The organism is Brevibacillus sp. DP1.3A, assembly GCF_013284245.2.
In the GTDB taxonomy this organism is placed as follows: Bacteria; Bacillota; Bacilli; order Brevibacillales; family Brevibacillaceae; genus Brevibacillus.
The window spans coordinates 5,857,066-5,872,197 of record NZ_CP085876.1 but is presented as its reverse complement, the minus strand read 5'-3'; the positions used below and the strand labels follow the sequence as shown (position 1 = coordinate 5,872,197).

The 15,132-nt window shown below is 46.4% G+C and carries 11 protein-coding genes; 9 read left to right on the top strand and 2 right to left on the bottom strand.

Going from position 1 to position 15,132, the window contains the following annotated elements:
• Positions 1–183: 183 nt before the first annotated feature.
• Together HP399_RS27125 and HP399_RS27120 are read left to right on the top strand one after the other, a co-directional pair.
• Positions 184–1,905, top strand: coding sequence for an amidohydrolase (locus HP399_RS27125; protein WP_173618237.1), 1,722 nt, complete (start codon positions 184–186; stop codon positions 1,903–1,905).
• 131 nt (positions 1,906–2,036) lie between these two features.
• The gene (locus tag HP399_RS27120; protein ID WP_173618236.1) at positions 2,037–2,495 is read left to right on the top strand and encodes a GNAT family N-acetyltransferase; all 459 of its coding nucleotides are present in this window, start codon (positions 2,037–2,039) and stop codon (positions 2,493–2,495) included.
• Positions 2,496–2,585: 90 nt separating this feature from the next.
• On the opposite strand, the gene HP399_RS27115 is transcribed toward HP399_RS27120, so the two are convergent.
• Both HP399_RS27115 and HP399_RS27110 read right to left on the bottom strand, forming a co-directional pair.
• Complete coding sequence (locus HP399_RS27115; RefSeq protein WP_173618235.1) at positions 2,586–3,299, bottom strand: response regulator transcription factor; 714 nt, start codon at positions 3,297–3,299, stop codon at positions 2,586–2,588.
• Positions 3,300–3,334: 35 nt separating this feature from the next.
• Positions 3,335–4,498 (bottom strand): sensor histidine kinase, encoded by a 1,164-nt coding sequence (locus tag HP399_RS27110; RefSeq protein ID WP_173618234.1) that lies wholly within the window; start codon positions 4,496–4,498, stop codon positions 3,335–3,337.
• A 228-nt stretch (positions 4,499–4,726) separates the two neighbouring features.
• Between HP399_RS27110 and HP399_RS27105 the strand changes: the two genes are divergently transcribed.
• The 7 genes from HP399_RS27105 to HP399_RS27075 all read left to right on the top strand — a co-directional run bounded on the left by HP399_RS27105 (position 4,727) and on the right by HP399_RS27075 (position 15,112).
• The gene (locus HP399_RS27105; protein ID WP_173618233.1) at positions 4,727–5,110 is read left to right on the top strand and encodes a MarR family winged helix-turn-helix transcriptional regulator; all 384 of its coding nucleotides are present in this window, start codon (positions 4,727–4,729) and stop codon (positions 5,108–5,110) included.
• 38 nt (positions 5,111–5,148) lie between these two features.
• Complete coding sequence (locus tag HP399_RS27100; protein ID WP_173618232.1) at positions 5,149–8,280, top strand: efflux RND transporter permease subunit; 3,132 nt, start codon at positions 5,149–5,151, stop codon at positions 8,278–8,280.
• 20 nt (positions 8,281–8,300) lie between these two features.
• Complete coding sequence (locus HP399_RS27095; protein ID WP_173618231.1) at positions 8,301–9,530, top strand: efflux RND transporter periplasmic adaptor subunit; 1,230 nt, start codon at positions 8,301–8,303, stop codon at positions 9,528–9,530.
• Between the two features lie 129 nt (positions 9,531–9,659).
• The gene (locus tag HP399_RS27090; RefSeq protein ID WP_173618230.1) at positions 9,660–11,111 is read left to right on the top strand and encodes a polysaccharide deacetylase family protein; all 1,452 of its coding nucleotides are present in this window, start codon (positions 9,660–9,662) and stop codon (positions 11,109–11,111) included.
• A gap of 158 nt (positions 11,112–11,269) precedes the next feature.
• Complete coding sequence (locus HP399_RS27085; protein WP_173618229.1) at positions 11,270–12,277, top strand: ABC transporter substrate-binding protein; 1,008 nt, start codon at positions 11,270–11,272, stop codon at positions 12,275–12,277.
• 176 nt (positions 12,278–12,453) lie between these two features.
• Positions 12,454–13,221, top strand: coding sequence for an ABC transporter ATP-binding protein (locus tag HP399_RS27080; protein ID WP_173618228.1), 768 nt, complete (start codon positions 12,454–12,456; stop codon positions 13,219–13,221).
• Between the two features lie 13 nt (positions 13,222–13,234).
• Positions 13,235–15,112 (top strand): FtsX-like permease family protein, encoded by a 1,878-nt coding sequence (locus HP399_RS27075; protein WP_173618227.1) that lies wholly within the window; start codon positions 13,235–13,237, stop codon positions 15,110–15,112.
• Positions 15,113–15,132: the final 20 nt, after the last annotated feature.

Sequence of the window (15,132 nt, the reverse complement as noted above, 5' to 3'; positions counted from 1 at the left end):
GTAGTCAAATTAACCTTTTACCAATTTGACCAATTCAGGTGGTCATTATGTGACTGATTTCGGCATAAATCGGGGAAAAATACTAATTTTCGACCTGATTTCATGGAATTTTCAGAGTTGCGATGCTACAATCGGTTTTGGCATTCTTTTCATCTTAGATAAATAGATAGGTGGGATTTTAACGTGTTTGGGAAAAAATTAACCTGCGCATTGCTCGCCACAGCGCTGATGAGCCCGATGTCGGCTTTTGCAGCGCAAGAGACAAAACAGCCAGCAGATGTCGTGCTAACCAACGGCGCGGTCTACACAGTGGACACGAAGGACAGCTGGGCAGAGGCCGTGGCCATTCGCGGTGACGAAATCGTCTTTGTCGGCGCAGATGAATATGCAAAAGCACACATCGGCAAGGATACGAAAGTAATCGATCTGAAAGGCCAAATGGTGCTGCCTGGCTTTATCGACAGCCATACGCATGCGAGCAAAACGACGGGACTCATTTTCTCCATCGATTTGTTTGACGGAGGCTCTGTCGAGGAATACGTTGCAACCATCGAGAAATTCGTAAAAGAGCGTCCAAACGAACCAACATTGCAAGGACGCGGCTGGAGCAATCCGGTAGTGCCTGGTATCGGTCCGCGCAAGGAAGTATTGGATAAGATCGTTCCAACGACTCCAATCGCGCTGACCTCGGATGATGGACATTCTTTGTGGGTGAACTCGGCGGCAATGAAGCTGGCCGGAATCAAGAAAGACACGCCAAATCCTGAGGGCGGCATTATCGAGCGCGATCCGAAAACAGGAGAACCATCTGGAACGTTGCGTGAAAGCGCAATGGATCTGGTACTGTCAAAAATCGGCGGATACACCGTACAACAATACAAGTCCGGAATTGAAGCTTACCAAGAAAAAGCGGTTGAACGCGGTGTAACGACCGTGCGCGACCCGGATATGCTGCGCTATCCGAACGTACTGGAAGCATACGAGGAGCTCGCGAAAGAGGACAAGCTGACCATCCGCTTCCGCAATGCTTTGACAGCGAATCCGGAAAAAGGACCTGAGCAGGTCGCAGAATTCGTAAAAATCCGTGAGCGCAATCAAAACCCGCTATTCCAAGTCAACGCCGTTAAGATCTTCTTGGATGGTGTCGTAGAAGGTGCTACAGCTTACTTAGAAAAACCATATGTCCATAAAGAAACAAACGGAGAATTAATCTGGAAGCAAGAGGTTTACAATCAAACAGCTGCCGCAGTAGACAAGGCAGGCTTCCAATTGCACGTCCATTCCATCGGGGACGCTTCTACCCGTATTGCACTGGACGGTATGGAGCTCGCTGAAAAACAAAATGGCAAGCACGATGCTCGCCACTCGCTCGTTCACTTGCAACTGGTCAATGATAAAGACATCGAGCGCTTCAAAAAGCTGGGTGCAGTCGGAATCGTGCAGCCGTTCTGGTTTATGCAGGAAGAGGGCTACTACGATGAGATCGAAGTACCGTACTTGGGTCGCGAACGCGCAGAAAAAGAATACCCGATGAAGAGCTTCCTGAATAAAGGGGTGCATGTAGCTTCTTCGTCTGACTACATTGTAACGCCAGAATTCAATCCACTGCACGGCATTCAACAAGGCATTACGCGGATCGAGGACGGTGTAACCGATCCGAGCAAAATTGCCAACCCAGACGAGCGTGCGACACTTGCGGAAATGATCGCCAGCTTCACGATTGATGGTGCTTACGCCAACCACGTGGATGACATCACAGGCTCGATCGAAGTCGGCAAGAAGGCAGATCTCATCGTGCTCGATAAAAACTTGTTTAAAATTCCGGTCACTCAAATCAAGGATGCGAAAGTTGTGCTGACCTTGGTTGAAGGGAAGGAAGTCTATCGTCAAAAGGAAGCAAAGTAAGAGAGGAAAAATGGTCGTCCATTGCGATGACCATTTTTTTGTGCGTGAGGGCGGGAAGGATTCTTTTTGTACGTGAAGAATCAGGTAAACGCTAGGTAGTTTACAAATATTGTATAAACGGGAGGCTCAAGATGAACATCCGCAGAGCAAAAGGATATGAAGCAAGCGAACTGAGCGAGCTAGCCTATCGCTCCAAAGCTTATTGGGGATACAGTGATGAATTCATGGAGGCCTGTCGCGACGACCTGACGCTATCACCTGTCTATATCGAGAAACACGAAGTATATGTGCTAGAGGCTGAGGGCAGCATCAAGGGCTTCATGAGTCTGGAAAAGGATGCAGAGCAAGAGCAGTGGCTATTAGGCTTTTTGTTCATGGAACCGGAGGCAGTAGGAAAAGGTTACGGAAAGGCTCTGTGGCAGCATATGGTGGAGGTGGCACAAAAGCTGGATATCCCAGTCATCACCATCCACAGTGACCCGTACGCAGAACCGTTTTACTTGTCGAGGGGAGCAAAGCGAGTAGGAGAAATCGCGTCTACCGTGTTCCCCGGAAGAGTATTGCCGTTGTTGGAAGTGGAGATCGGATAGGTACGGAGTATGGACTAGCTGCCGTCTATTTCAATCAGCATCAACGCTCAAGCATGGCTTAGGTGCTTGGGTTTTTTTGTGTTTCCTTCCTTATTTCACGATTTTATACCGGATCGCCTTCGCAACTGCTTGTGTACGATCTTCTACGCCCATTTTCTGCAAAATCCGATGGATATGCGTCTTGACGGTTCCCTCGGCAATGAGCAAGTGCTGCGCAATTTGATCGTTCCGTTTACCGTAGGATAGCTGCTCTAATACGTCCTGCTCTCGGTCGGTCAACTGATCTAACATGACAAGAGGGGGAAGCACAGAGTCAGCATCAGAGTCAAAATGAGAGGAAGACTCGTGATTCTTTTGTTGAAACTGTAGAACCTCCGCTAGAGCCTTGGCAGCAGTAGCCGTGTAAAAAAGTGCCTCTCCCTGATGGGCTCTGCGAATGAGGTCCAACATATCCTGTGAATCGGAATCCTTTAGCATATAGCCGACAGCACCTGCTCGAATACCGTCTACGATGTAATCGTACGTGTCAAAGGTTGTGAGGATTAATACTTTTATCGAAGGATGGAGGCGAGTGATTTCTCGGGTTGCATCGATTCCTGACATGTTCGGCATCTGTACATCCATTAAGACTACATCAGGAATGATTTCTCCTACGAGCTTCACGGCTTCTTCTCCATTAGAAGCCTCCCCGCTTACTTCCATATCCTTCTGCATTTTTATGACATACCCCAATCCTTGACGGATCATCGTTTGGTCATCGACCAGGACCACACGAATGGTCTCTTTTTTGTTTTGATTTACCATGCTGGCATTCCTCCGTATATATCGCTATTTGCTTATCAAAGCGGAAAGCTGATGTCAATTTGAAAGCCGTGGGGCTCTCGAATGGAATAGGAAAGGTCTCCATTTAATTGCTTGGTTTGTTCTGCGATACCTGTTAAACCAGAGCCCAGTTTGATTTGATGATGATTCGTAATATTCCCATTGTCCCAAATAGCCAGGAATAGGAAGTTTTGCTTTTTTTCAATCGTGATGAAAATCTCTGTTGCATCCGAATGTCGAATGGAATTGGTAATCGCTTCTTGGAGAATCCGGTAAAGCGTAATGGTCATCTGCTGTGAGAGCGGAATATCTGGATTGGGACTGATCAACTGCATTTTGATGTCGGTATGCTGTTGTGCTCGTGATAAGAGTATACGCAGCGGTGTGATTCCCAGAGAGGATTTGTCTGCGGCTAATGTATGTACAGACGAGCGTATATCATCGAGGCTTTGCTTGGATACCGAAAGCATGTCTCGCACAGCCTCCTGTGCGTCACTGGGGCCGCCTTGTAGCATGTATTTCAAGGCATTCAATTGAACGATTAACGATGTGAGACTGTGTCCCAAGGCGTCGTGAACATCACGGGCGATTCTGGTCCTCTCCTCCAGAACAGCGGCACGGAGTGTATTCACAGAGGCTGCTTGAAGTTCAGAATGAGCTTCCTGAAGTTCAACATGCGCCTCTTGCAATTGTTTAAGATGCTGCTGACTCGATTCCTTTGCTTGATTTTGAAGAGATAATCCTCGTGCACCTATATACCATCCGATATAGGCCACGACATAACCGATTACCTCCTCAAAAATATAGTCTTTATAAAAGAACATGTATGAAAAGGAGCATGTGCCAAAAAAAATCGCATAGTACAATCCGCGGCGTTCAAGAATGTGAAATCCAATAAAAGCTACTAATGGCAAGGATAGACCGATCTCTTGCCCTACATATAGAACCTTTATAAATGACACGGTACCAAGAACGATAATGGCGATGTCTTTTTGAAAAGGTCTCCAATTTTTTTTTGGTCTGAGAAACACCAGCAGGAAGCAGAAGATGATGATCAGAGAGATGATAAAGGGAATGGTGGGTTCATGCATGTAAGCAGTTGGAATGAGAAAAAATGAGATCAATACAAAAAAACAAATGAGCAGGAAACGGGAGCGTATAGATGCAGTTGAAGCGTTCAAGAAGACAACCTCCTTTCTTGGAATACGTAACCATTATAGTTTCATTTTAGCATGCGCTGTCGTCTATCTCCGGGTGTACGGTCTTCTATCTCTGGATAGATAAAATCAAATTCCACAATTTGACTACTCGATAGACTTCGGGGACGAATCGTATAAGTACAATTTGATCTGTGGAGGGGAACACCCCAAACGATAGTCCGAAAAATAGAGAATGGGTAGGAGGCTTTTATGAACGAACTGTTTCAGTTAGCGAAGATTCTACGGGAAACGAGCACCGTGTTTTCCACGCTTTCCATGCAAGCATTGGATTCAAGTGATATTACCTGGCAACAAGTTCTCATTCTGGAGCAAATCGCGATAAGCCCGAAAACAATGGGAGAAATCAGCAAGGCGATTGATCTTTCGTATAGTACGACCTCAGGTTTAATCAATCGGTTGGAACAGATGAACTTGGTGCGCAGATTTCGTGATAAATCGGATCGGAGAATTGTGTGGGCAGCATTGACGGAGCGTGTGCCAGCGAATTGGACGGGACAAGAAGGGAGTGCTAGCACACCTGCATCGCTGCATTCCTTGCGCGCGCTTATTTTGGAGAAAGAAATACTGAGCTGAGATGCTGAGCTCCCTACAAACAAAGAGGTGAGAAAATTTTGAATATATCCGAACTATCCATTAAACGTCCGGTCACGATGATTATGATATCCGTAGCCATCTTCATTTTTGGTTTGGTTACCTTTCCTCGATTAGCTATTGAATTGATGCCGTCGTTAAATGCTCCGGTCGCCGTAGTTGTTACCTCTGTTGAGGGGGCGGCTCCAGCTGAGGTAGAAAAGCTGGTTACCAAACCGATCGAAAATGCATTAGGTACGGTTCCGAATTTAGACAAGGTTACATCAACCTCTGTGAACGGCTCCTCCTCGGTCATCCTCCATTTCAAGTGGGGAACAGACATGGATCAAGCCACACTGAATATGCGAGATAAAGTAGATTTGGTCCGAGGGAGCTTGCCTGAATCAGCTGGTTCACCAAGGGTGTTGAAATTTGATCCGACAAGCCAACCGATCATTGATCTGGCTGTAACTGGAGAACAAGATGTCAACAAACTGAAAAAAATCGCGGATGATGTAATTAAGACTCGCTTGGAACGAATTAACGGTGTTGCTTCGGTCACTGTCACTGGTGGGCAAGAGCGAATTGTCGACATCATCGTGGACCCAGCCAAACTCGCCGCCTACGGACTGACTTTGGATCAAATAAAGGCAGCATTAGAAAACAGCAATGTATCGGGATCAGCAGGTGCGATACGGGAAGGTGACGCAAAGACCAGTATTCGCGTGCAAGGTGAATTCACCAATGTGGACACCATTGCACTCACTCCGATCTCTGTCGGTGGGAGCTTCATCCGATTGAGTGATATTGCCAACGTAACAGACACCATCAAAGAAGTGACTAATTTGAGCTACATTGATGGAAAACCCAGCTTGGGAATTGCCGTGATGAAAGGCACCGGCGGCAATACGATCAAAATCGCAAAAGACGTAAAGGCTGAGCTGGAGAAGATTAATAGCACGCTTCCAGCAAATGTAGAAACACGTATCGTTCTCGATACCTCCACATACATTCAGAGCTCCGTTGACAACACGGTGGTACACGCTCTGGCAGGTGGTGCAATTGGTGTACTTATGCTGTTCTTCTTCTTGGGCAGCCTGTCGTCTATGCTCATTGCGGTCATTGTCTTGCCTGTATCGATCATATCAACCTTCCTCTTGATGTACATGACAGGTCAAACAATCAACCTGATTTCCCTAGCAGGTCTCACACTCGGATTGGGATCATTAGTAGACTTTGCTGTCGTTATGCTGGAGAACATTTTCCGTCAACGGGAGCAGGGCAAGAGCATGATGGAAGCGGCATTGATCGGTTCCAAAGAAGTAGGAACGGCAGTAATGGCTTCCGCATTGGCACAAATTTGCGTATTCTTACCGATTGCGCTTACAGAGGGTATTGTTGCTGAGCTTTTCGCACCGTTAGCATTGACGGTTGTTTTCTCACACATCGCAGCACTCGTTTTCACCTTCTTGTTGGTTCCGATGATGAGTGCGCGCATGTTAAAAACAGTACCAGAGCATACGAATCACGAAAACTATCGCGGCTTCAATCCACTGATCTGGTTTAATATCGGGTTCCATAAAGTAGAAAAAGGCTATCAAAGAGTGCTCAAATGGGCATTGGGTCATCGAAAAACGGTGATTGGATCTGCTTTTGCCATGTTGATTGGCTCATTGTTGCTAGTTCCATCTCTCGGCGCAGGATTTTTCCCAGATATGGACCAAGGATTAATCCAGGTAGAGATCAAGCTGCCAAAGGGTACCATCTTGACGGAAACTGAAAAAGTAATGAAGCAGGTAGAAGAAGTGGTCAATCAGGTGCCAGAAAAGAAATTGGTCAAGTCCTCGGTCGGGGGTGGCGACGGTATTTCAGAGAGCGGTGCATCTACTTCTCATAACGCAACGATCGAACTGCATGTAGGAGAGATTTCTACGAGACAGCGATCGACAGAGGAAATAGCTGTGGGCCTGCAAGAGCAAGTCAAGCATATTGCAGGAGCAGATATCAAGGTGAAATCCCTTTCCGGTGGTATGGGGGGCGGAGCAGCCATCTCGATTGAAATTCGCGGAGATGATCTGGACGTCTTAACAGAACTGAGCGAGATTGTGAAAGGGGAAATAGCCAAGGTACCGGGAACGATGAACGTATCTACCAGTGTTCAGGAAATGAGTCAGGAATTCGATGTGAAGGTCAATACAGAGAAGGCGAGCTTGTACGGATTGACAACAAATGAAATCCTTTCTGCTGTGCGAACTTCTTTCCATGGTCAAACGGTTACCCAGTATCGTACAGGCGAAGATGAAATTGATATCAATCTCAAGCTGCCAGAAGACTATAAGGAAGATATCAATTACTTGAAGAACCTGCGTATTTCCACGCCGACGGGCGCTCAAATCAGCCTCACATCCGTAGCGACTATCAGCAAAGTCGATGTACCACCATCAATTGAGCGCAAAAACATGACGCGTGAAGTGACGGTCACAAGCGATTTGATCGGGGATAACCTGCAAGCGGCCTCGACGGAAATTACCAGTATCATCAATAAGCTGAATGTTCCGGACGGATACACCATCGAAATGGGTGGGCAAAGCGAGGATATGGGAAATTCTTTTGTGAATCTGGGTATTGCGATTCTCTTGTCCGTCGTGCTTGTGTACATGGTCATGGCTGCTCAGTTTGAATCCCTTTTCAGTCCATTTATCATCATGTTCTCGGTTCCTCCGAGCCTTACTGGGGTCATATTGGGGCTTCTGTTTACAGGCACGCCTATTACCGTATCTGTTTTGATCGGGTACATTTTGCTGATCGGTCTGGTCGTGAACAATGCGATTGTGTTAATCGATTTGATCAATCAGTTGCGTGAAAAGGGTTGGGAGTTACATGAAGCGATTTTACATGCAGGACCTGCTCGTCTGCGCCCGATTTTGATGACAACCCTCACGACGATTATGGCTATTGCTCCGCTCTCGGTTGCTGCTGGGTCTGGTTTAGAGCTGCAAGCGCCAATGGCTACTACTGTCATGTATGGTCTGATCTTCTCCACCATGATCACACTGATACTCGTACCTGTGGTTACCGTATGGTTTGACGAGATGGGACAAAAGAGACGTAACAAACGCAAGCAAAAGCAGGAAAAGAAAAGCCTTACCACTTTGGAATCGACAAATGCATGAGAAAAGAGGAGGAACCATTCATGATCATAAATAAAAGAATCGCGATTGTGGCGCTACTTTCCCTTACTTTGATCACAGGCTGCGCAAGCCAGGAGGATGCGACGACGACTGCTGCCCAACCAGCAGAAACGGTTACCCCTGTACAGGTTGCAACAGTGGCACAAGGTGTGGTCACATCTGAGTCTGGACTGACAGCAAAATTGGCACCGAGTGAGGAAGTCCAAATGTCACCAAAAACTGGCGGGAAAATTGCATCACTCCCAGTAAAGCTGGGTCAGGCCGTAACAAAAGGACAATTATTGTTTACACTCGATACGAATGAGTTGTCTAACAGTGTAAGAGAACAAGAAGCATCTCTCCGTGTGGCAAAAGCGAACTTAAACCAAGCAGGCAGCACCTCTAACCAAGGCTTGGTGGAAGCACAAAATGATTTGACGGAAGCAGAACGAGGGCTTGCAGACGCAAAACTGAATCAACAACGTAATCAGCAGCTGTTTGCTCAGGGAGCAATTGCTGCTGAGAAAATGGATGAGGCAAATACAACGCTCACAAAAGCACAGATTTCCTATGACAATGCAAAGCAGAAGCTGCAAGGCGCAAAACAAAAAACAGGTGTGCAAGTATCGGCAGCGAGTGTAACGGAGTCCGAGGTCAGACTGCAAAATGCTCGTGAGCAATTGGCGAATGCAACGGTTGTCTCCCCAATCGACGGATTTGTCGCAAGCGTGACCGGAGCAGTAGGGCAGATGGCAGGCCAGCAACCGATTGTGACCGTCGTCAAAACGAATCCACTTGTGGTCAAAGCGAATTTGTCCGAAGCAGATGTGACGAAAGTAAAGGTAGGAACAGTCGTCAAAGTAAACGTGCAATCTACAGGCAAAACGATTGATGCAAAAGTAACGGCGATTAGTCCGGTCATGGATTCGCAGCTCAAGGCCTATCCAGTAGAAATTACGATCCCGAATCCTTCCAATGAATTGAAGTCCGATATGGTCGTGAATGTTACCTTCCCGCAAGGCTCAGAAGGAGCGAAGTCACTGGTCATTCCTCGCAAGGCAGTATTTGATCGTGAAGGCAGACAATATGTGTTCAAGCTGGAAGGGGAAACAGCCAAGCAAGTAGAAGTGTCGACGGGTAACTCGACAAGCGAGCTGATTGAAGCAGTATCCGGCCTAGCGAACGGAGATAAAGTCGTGGTAAAAGGACAGACGCTGCTTACGGATGGGGGCAAGGTGAGTATTCAGGAGTAAGCAGAAATGGAAGAAAAAGAGGCGGAGCAGATCCGCCTTTTTTTGTTATAAAATGGAAAGATTATCTACTCTACCAAAAATGCTAAACAGAGTATAATTTTAGCTATGGCAGTTGATAAGGAGTCATAAATGATTATTTCCACCAAACTGTGCAAAGGAATTGCACTGCTCTTGACAGTCGTGCTCGTCTCCGGATGCTCGATGTTTGCGAGCAAAGATGAATCCACTGAGCGCCAGAAGACAGAGAAGAAACAGAAAATCACTCGATACACGGGTGAAAAAAGCAAGGCACTGTCTCATGTATACACGGGGCGCAAGGAACTAGCTCTGACGTTTAACGGCATGGGCGACGATAAGATGATGAAAAGTCTTTTGGATCAGCTAGATACTCATAAGATCAAAGCAACCTTTTTTCTCCCGGGCATGCGGGTTGCCGAGGAGCCAAACATCGCAAAGGACATTTTGACCCGCGGTCATGAAATCCAAAACAACACACTGAATCAACTGGATATGAGCAAGCTCAGCTACGAGCAGATTTATCGGGAGATTCAGTTGAGTAATGAGATAATCAAACGCGAGACGGGTATTTCGCCTCGCTATGTGAGAACCAAATCTGGAGATGTGACGGATGACGTTCGTATGGCAGCCGCCCATCTTGGGATGGAAGCGGTCGTTAGCTACAACATCAACCCGAAGGACCGTGATTTGCAGAAAGACGCCAAAACCATCGGAGATTACATAGCTCGCTACATGTCCAGAGGCAGCATTATCTCACTCAATACAGACATAAATCCTGAGGTGATTCCGTCCATCCCGTTGATCGCCAAGGCAGCAACGGATATTGGCTACCAGTTTGTCCCGCTCAGTGAAATGGTGAAAAACGGCGGGGAACGCAAGCCGCTGGAACAAATACCGGGCTTTGACGCAGCAAAACTGAATCCGCAATTCGAAAATGCCAAGTACGAGCTCGTCTATCAAGTCGACACAAATAAAAAACAGATCGCGCTAACCTTTGATGACTGGGGAAGCGACAAAACCGTAACGAAACTATTAGATATTTTGGCAGAGCATGATGTCAAAGCGACGTTCTTCTTGCGGGCAAAAGGGGTGGAGAACAATCCGAATTTGGCGAGAGCGATGGTGGAGGGTGGTCATGATGTGGCAAACCATTCTTATAACCATCCGGTCATAACGACGCTGACAACGGAAGAATTGCAGAAGGACGTGGTCAAAGCACACCAGGTCATTACCGAAGCGATCCAACAGCAGCCCGTCATGCTGTTCCGTCCGCCGACTGGCGTAGTAGACGATCATACAGCCAAAGTGATTGCGGCCACGGGTTACAAGGTCATTGCGTTGTACGATGTCACCACATTGGATTGGGACAAGAAAAACAGTGCCCAAGATATTGTAAATGGCGTCATGAGCAAGACGAAAAATGGCAGTGTCATTTTGCTGCATATGCTCGATGACATCCATACGATTGAGGCACTCCCGATTGTACTGGAAAGTCTGAAAAGCAAAGGCTACACCTTTGTAAAGATGGACGATATGATCAAACAAAGCCGCTCCGGCAACTAATCCCTTTCTGAGAAAGGGATTTTTTTGCCTCTTTTCGCAAAGCTCGAGCGATTGACAGTAAAAATACTCTTTGTTATAGTTTTGACGATAATGATAATCAATATCGATAAAAGCATTTCTTACATCTATCTTACAAACGTACATAAGGGAGGCCCATCATGCTTACGAACAAAACAGTAAAAGCTGTCCTTGCTGTCATTTTTGTGTTCTCGCTTTTTTTGACAGCATGTGGTGGAGCAAATACGGCAACGCCAGCACCCGCGACGGATTCTGCTTCCAAGCCAGCTAACAAGTCAACAGAAGCCCCTACTGAGAACAAAATGCGCAGCATCGAAACACCAAAAGGAACGATTCAAATTCCTGACAAGCCACAACGTATTGTGACAGACTACTACGCAGGCGAGTTGATTGCAGTAGGCGGAAATGTAATCGGTGCAGAGACGGAAGCTTTCAAAAGCCCATTTACCGTGGAACAATTAAAAAATGCGCAGGACGTAGGTAGCCCGCGGATCAATGTGGAGAAAACGTTAGAGCTCGCTCCTGACCTCATCGTCGTCATGTATGATGACAATTATGAAGCCTTGTCCAAAATCGCTCCAACCGTTTATCTCCCGTACGGTACGGCGACTAACATTTACGATACGGTCAAATTGTTCGGAGAAGTGGTTGGCGATAAAGACAAGGCAGACAAGTTCATTGCAGACTTTGACAAGAAGGCTGCCGAGGGTCGCGAAAAATTGAAAGGCATCGTGGATGAGAATGCGACTGTCGGTCTCTACGAGCTGACCAACAAAGGAGATTTGTGGATCTTCGGCGACAACGCAGGGCGCGGTGGACAAACAGTGTACAATGCATTGAAGCTGAAAATGCCGCACGCAGACAAATCCAAAGAGCAAACCGTACAGCTGTCGATGGAAACCTTGCCAGAGTACGCTGCGGATTACATGTTCGTGACTTTCTACAATCCGGAAAAAAATAGCGAAGCCTTGAAAACCTTACAGGAGTCCGCTGTCTGGAAAGCGACCCCTGCCGCCAAAAACAATCAGATTTTCTACAACGACTACGATACATTCTATCGCTATGACCCAATCGCGATCACAGCACATATTGATATGATCGTAGATATGCTGATCAAAAGACACGAAGAGAACAAAAGTAAAAAATAGCTTACAACGGAAGCCATCCCTCGTCGGATGGCTTTTTTTCGTCTCACGTAATAAACCTTACAAAATGTAAAGGTAACTGTAAGGAACATCAATAGCTCCTATTCTGGAATTTGGTTACAGTTAATAGCGACGGAAACAACGAACGCTAGCCAATAGATAGAATGGAGGAACGTAGAATGAGTACTGCTGTACTAGAAGTGAAAGACGTTCAAAAAATATATGGGACAAAAGGTGAAAGCCAGTCGCATGCCTTAAAAGGCGTATCGCTGACCATAGATAAAGGAGAGTTCGTGGGAATCATGGGGCCATCTGGTTCGGGAAAGACGACTCTGCTTAACGTGATTTCCACACTGGATCGTCCAACGGAAGGCTTTATTGAAATTGCGGGAACGAACATTACACAGATGAAGCGTGACCAGCTCGCAGATTTTCGCTCGCAAAAGCTCGGCTTTATCTTTCAAGATTTCAACCTGCTAGAGAATTTGTCCGTGTATGAGAACATTGCACTGCCGCTGTCTTTGCAAGGTGTCCCTTCCAAAGAGATCAGCACCAAAGTAAGTAAAGTAGCACAAACACTCGGGATCGAAGAGATTTTGCAAAAATATCCGGTTCAAATTTCTGGAGGACAAAAACAACGCGCCGCAGCAGCACGCGCACTTGTGCATGATCCTGCGATTTTGCTGGCGGACGAACCGACAGGCGCCCTCGACTCGAAGAATGCGAAAAGCTTGCTGGAAACGATGACAGATTTGAACGAGAACTACCAAGTATCCATCATGATGGTTACGCATGATGCGTTTTCTGCGAGTTATTGCAAACGTATCTTGTTCATTCAGGACGGCAAGCTGTACACCGAGATTCAACGTACGGGGGATCGTCAGCAATTTTTCAAACAAATTCTGGATGTACTGGCCGAGCTAGGTGCATCACATGATGTACGCTAGGAGGTAACGTTTCATGCTTTTAAAGCTATCCTTGTCCAGTATGCGGAAGATGATGAAGGACTATCTGGTTCTGCTTGTGGGTCTGGTCATCTCCATTTCGATTTTTTACATGTTCCAGACGCTTGCCCTCAATTCTGATTACACGAAGAACAACTCGATGATCTCTTCGATTCAGATCGTTTTCAATGTAGGGGCGTTCCTGCTGGCGTTTATCACGATTTTTTATATCTTCTATGCCAACTCATTCCTACTCTCGCTGCGGCGCAAAGAGCTCGGAATGTACATGGTTTTAGGGGCGAAGAAGGGGAAAATCAGCCAGATTTTGTTCTTGGAAACTTTGACGATGGGAATCATTTCCTTAGTGATTGGAAGCCTGGTTGGTATTGCGCTTGCAAGCGGTATCGGCGTTTTGCTCATGAATATGCTGGAGATTTCGACAGAGGGGTACTATCCTTTATATCTGCCAGCGGTTTGGGTGACATGGGGATTCTTCCTCATCCTGTTTATCATCACATCCACGATTAATGCGACTCGTTTGGCTCGTGCAACTGAGCTCGCTCTCATCCGTGCTGAGCAACAAAATGACAAAATCAAGTCAAAAGGAATCGGAGCGGTTTTAGTCGCTATCCTTGGAGTTATCCTGTTGGCTTTGGGCTACACATGCTTGCACTTGCTTATGTACCTGCAGGCACTCGGCTTTGTCGTAGGGGCAATTTCATGCACAATCGGGACGTATTTGATTTTCATCTCGTTGTTGCCAGTTCTTGTACAGGCTTTGAAGAAAAATAAAAAGCTGAATGATAGCAAGTTGAACGCATTTACCTTTGCCCAGCTGCGCTTTCGGGTGAACAACCTGACCAAAATCCTTGGTACAGTAGCAATGTTGATCGGGCTTGGTGTCGGGGCGATGGCAGGGGGCTTGGCCTTCCAGCAAAACGTCAATTTGTTTACTACGGTGTTCCATGTGTATGACGTGAATCTGCATGATCCGGTTGAAGCGGATTATCAGGCATTGAAAAAAATGAACGTCCTGGAGCAAAATACGTATCGATACAAAGTCGACGACAAGGCGTATTACTACTTGAAGGAAGACTTGCTGGCAAATCCGCTGTTGATTTCCACGAACAGCATGCAAAATTACTCTGCTGACAACAAGCCAAAACTTGTGACAGATCCGCTTCCGAAAGAAACGTATATCGTAAGTGCGTCAAAAGAAGACAAAGGTAAATACGATGCCATTCCTGAGGATTGGGACAAAGCGTTATTCACTAATTTTATCAACTACCAGATGATTGAGAGCAAATCTGTTCTGGTTGTGGATCAGGCGACGTATGAGCAAACCACTGGAAGTGAACACAAGGTTCTTCTTGCTAAGGTAGACGACTATTTGAAATACACGCAGGAATTAAAAGCAATGGATGAACGTCAAAAGCAATTGATTGGGTCTATCACAAATGTGGAAGCGAAAGACGTATACACTTCTTCCAAATACAGCACGTATGCGAGCATGTATATTTTCACAAGCGGGACGATGTTCATGGGCTTCTTCCTCGGAATTGCCTTCCTGGCGATGATGGCGAGCTGCTTGATGTTCAAAATCTTGTCCGGTGCTTCCCGTGACAAAGACCGTTACAGCATGCTGAGAAAAATCGGCGTACGTCAATCGTTGCTGGTAGGTTCGATCTATAAAGAGCTGTTCATGGTATTCATTTTCCCAGCGATTATCGGTCTGATGCATGTATTGATCGGTATGGAGATGTTCTCGTTCATCCTCTTGGATCCGTATCTGAACATCTGGATTCCAACGCTGATTTTCGTTGTGATCTATGCGATTTACTATTACATCACGGTTCAGCTTTATCGTGGAATTGTGTTGCCAAAAGAAGCGTAATGTTAATCGGAAAAATCCTC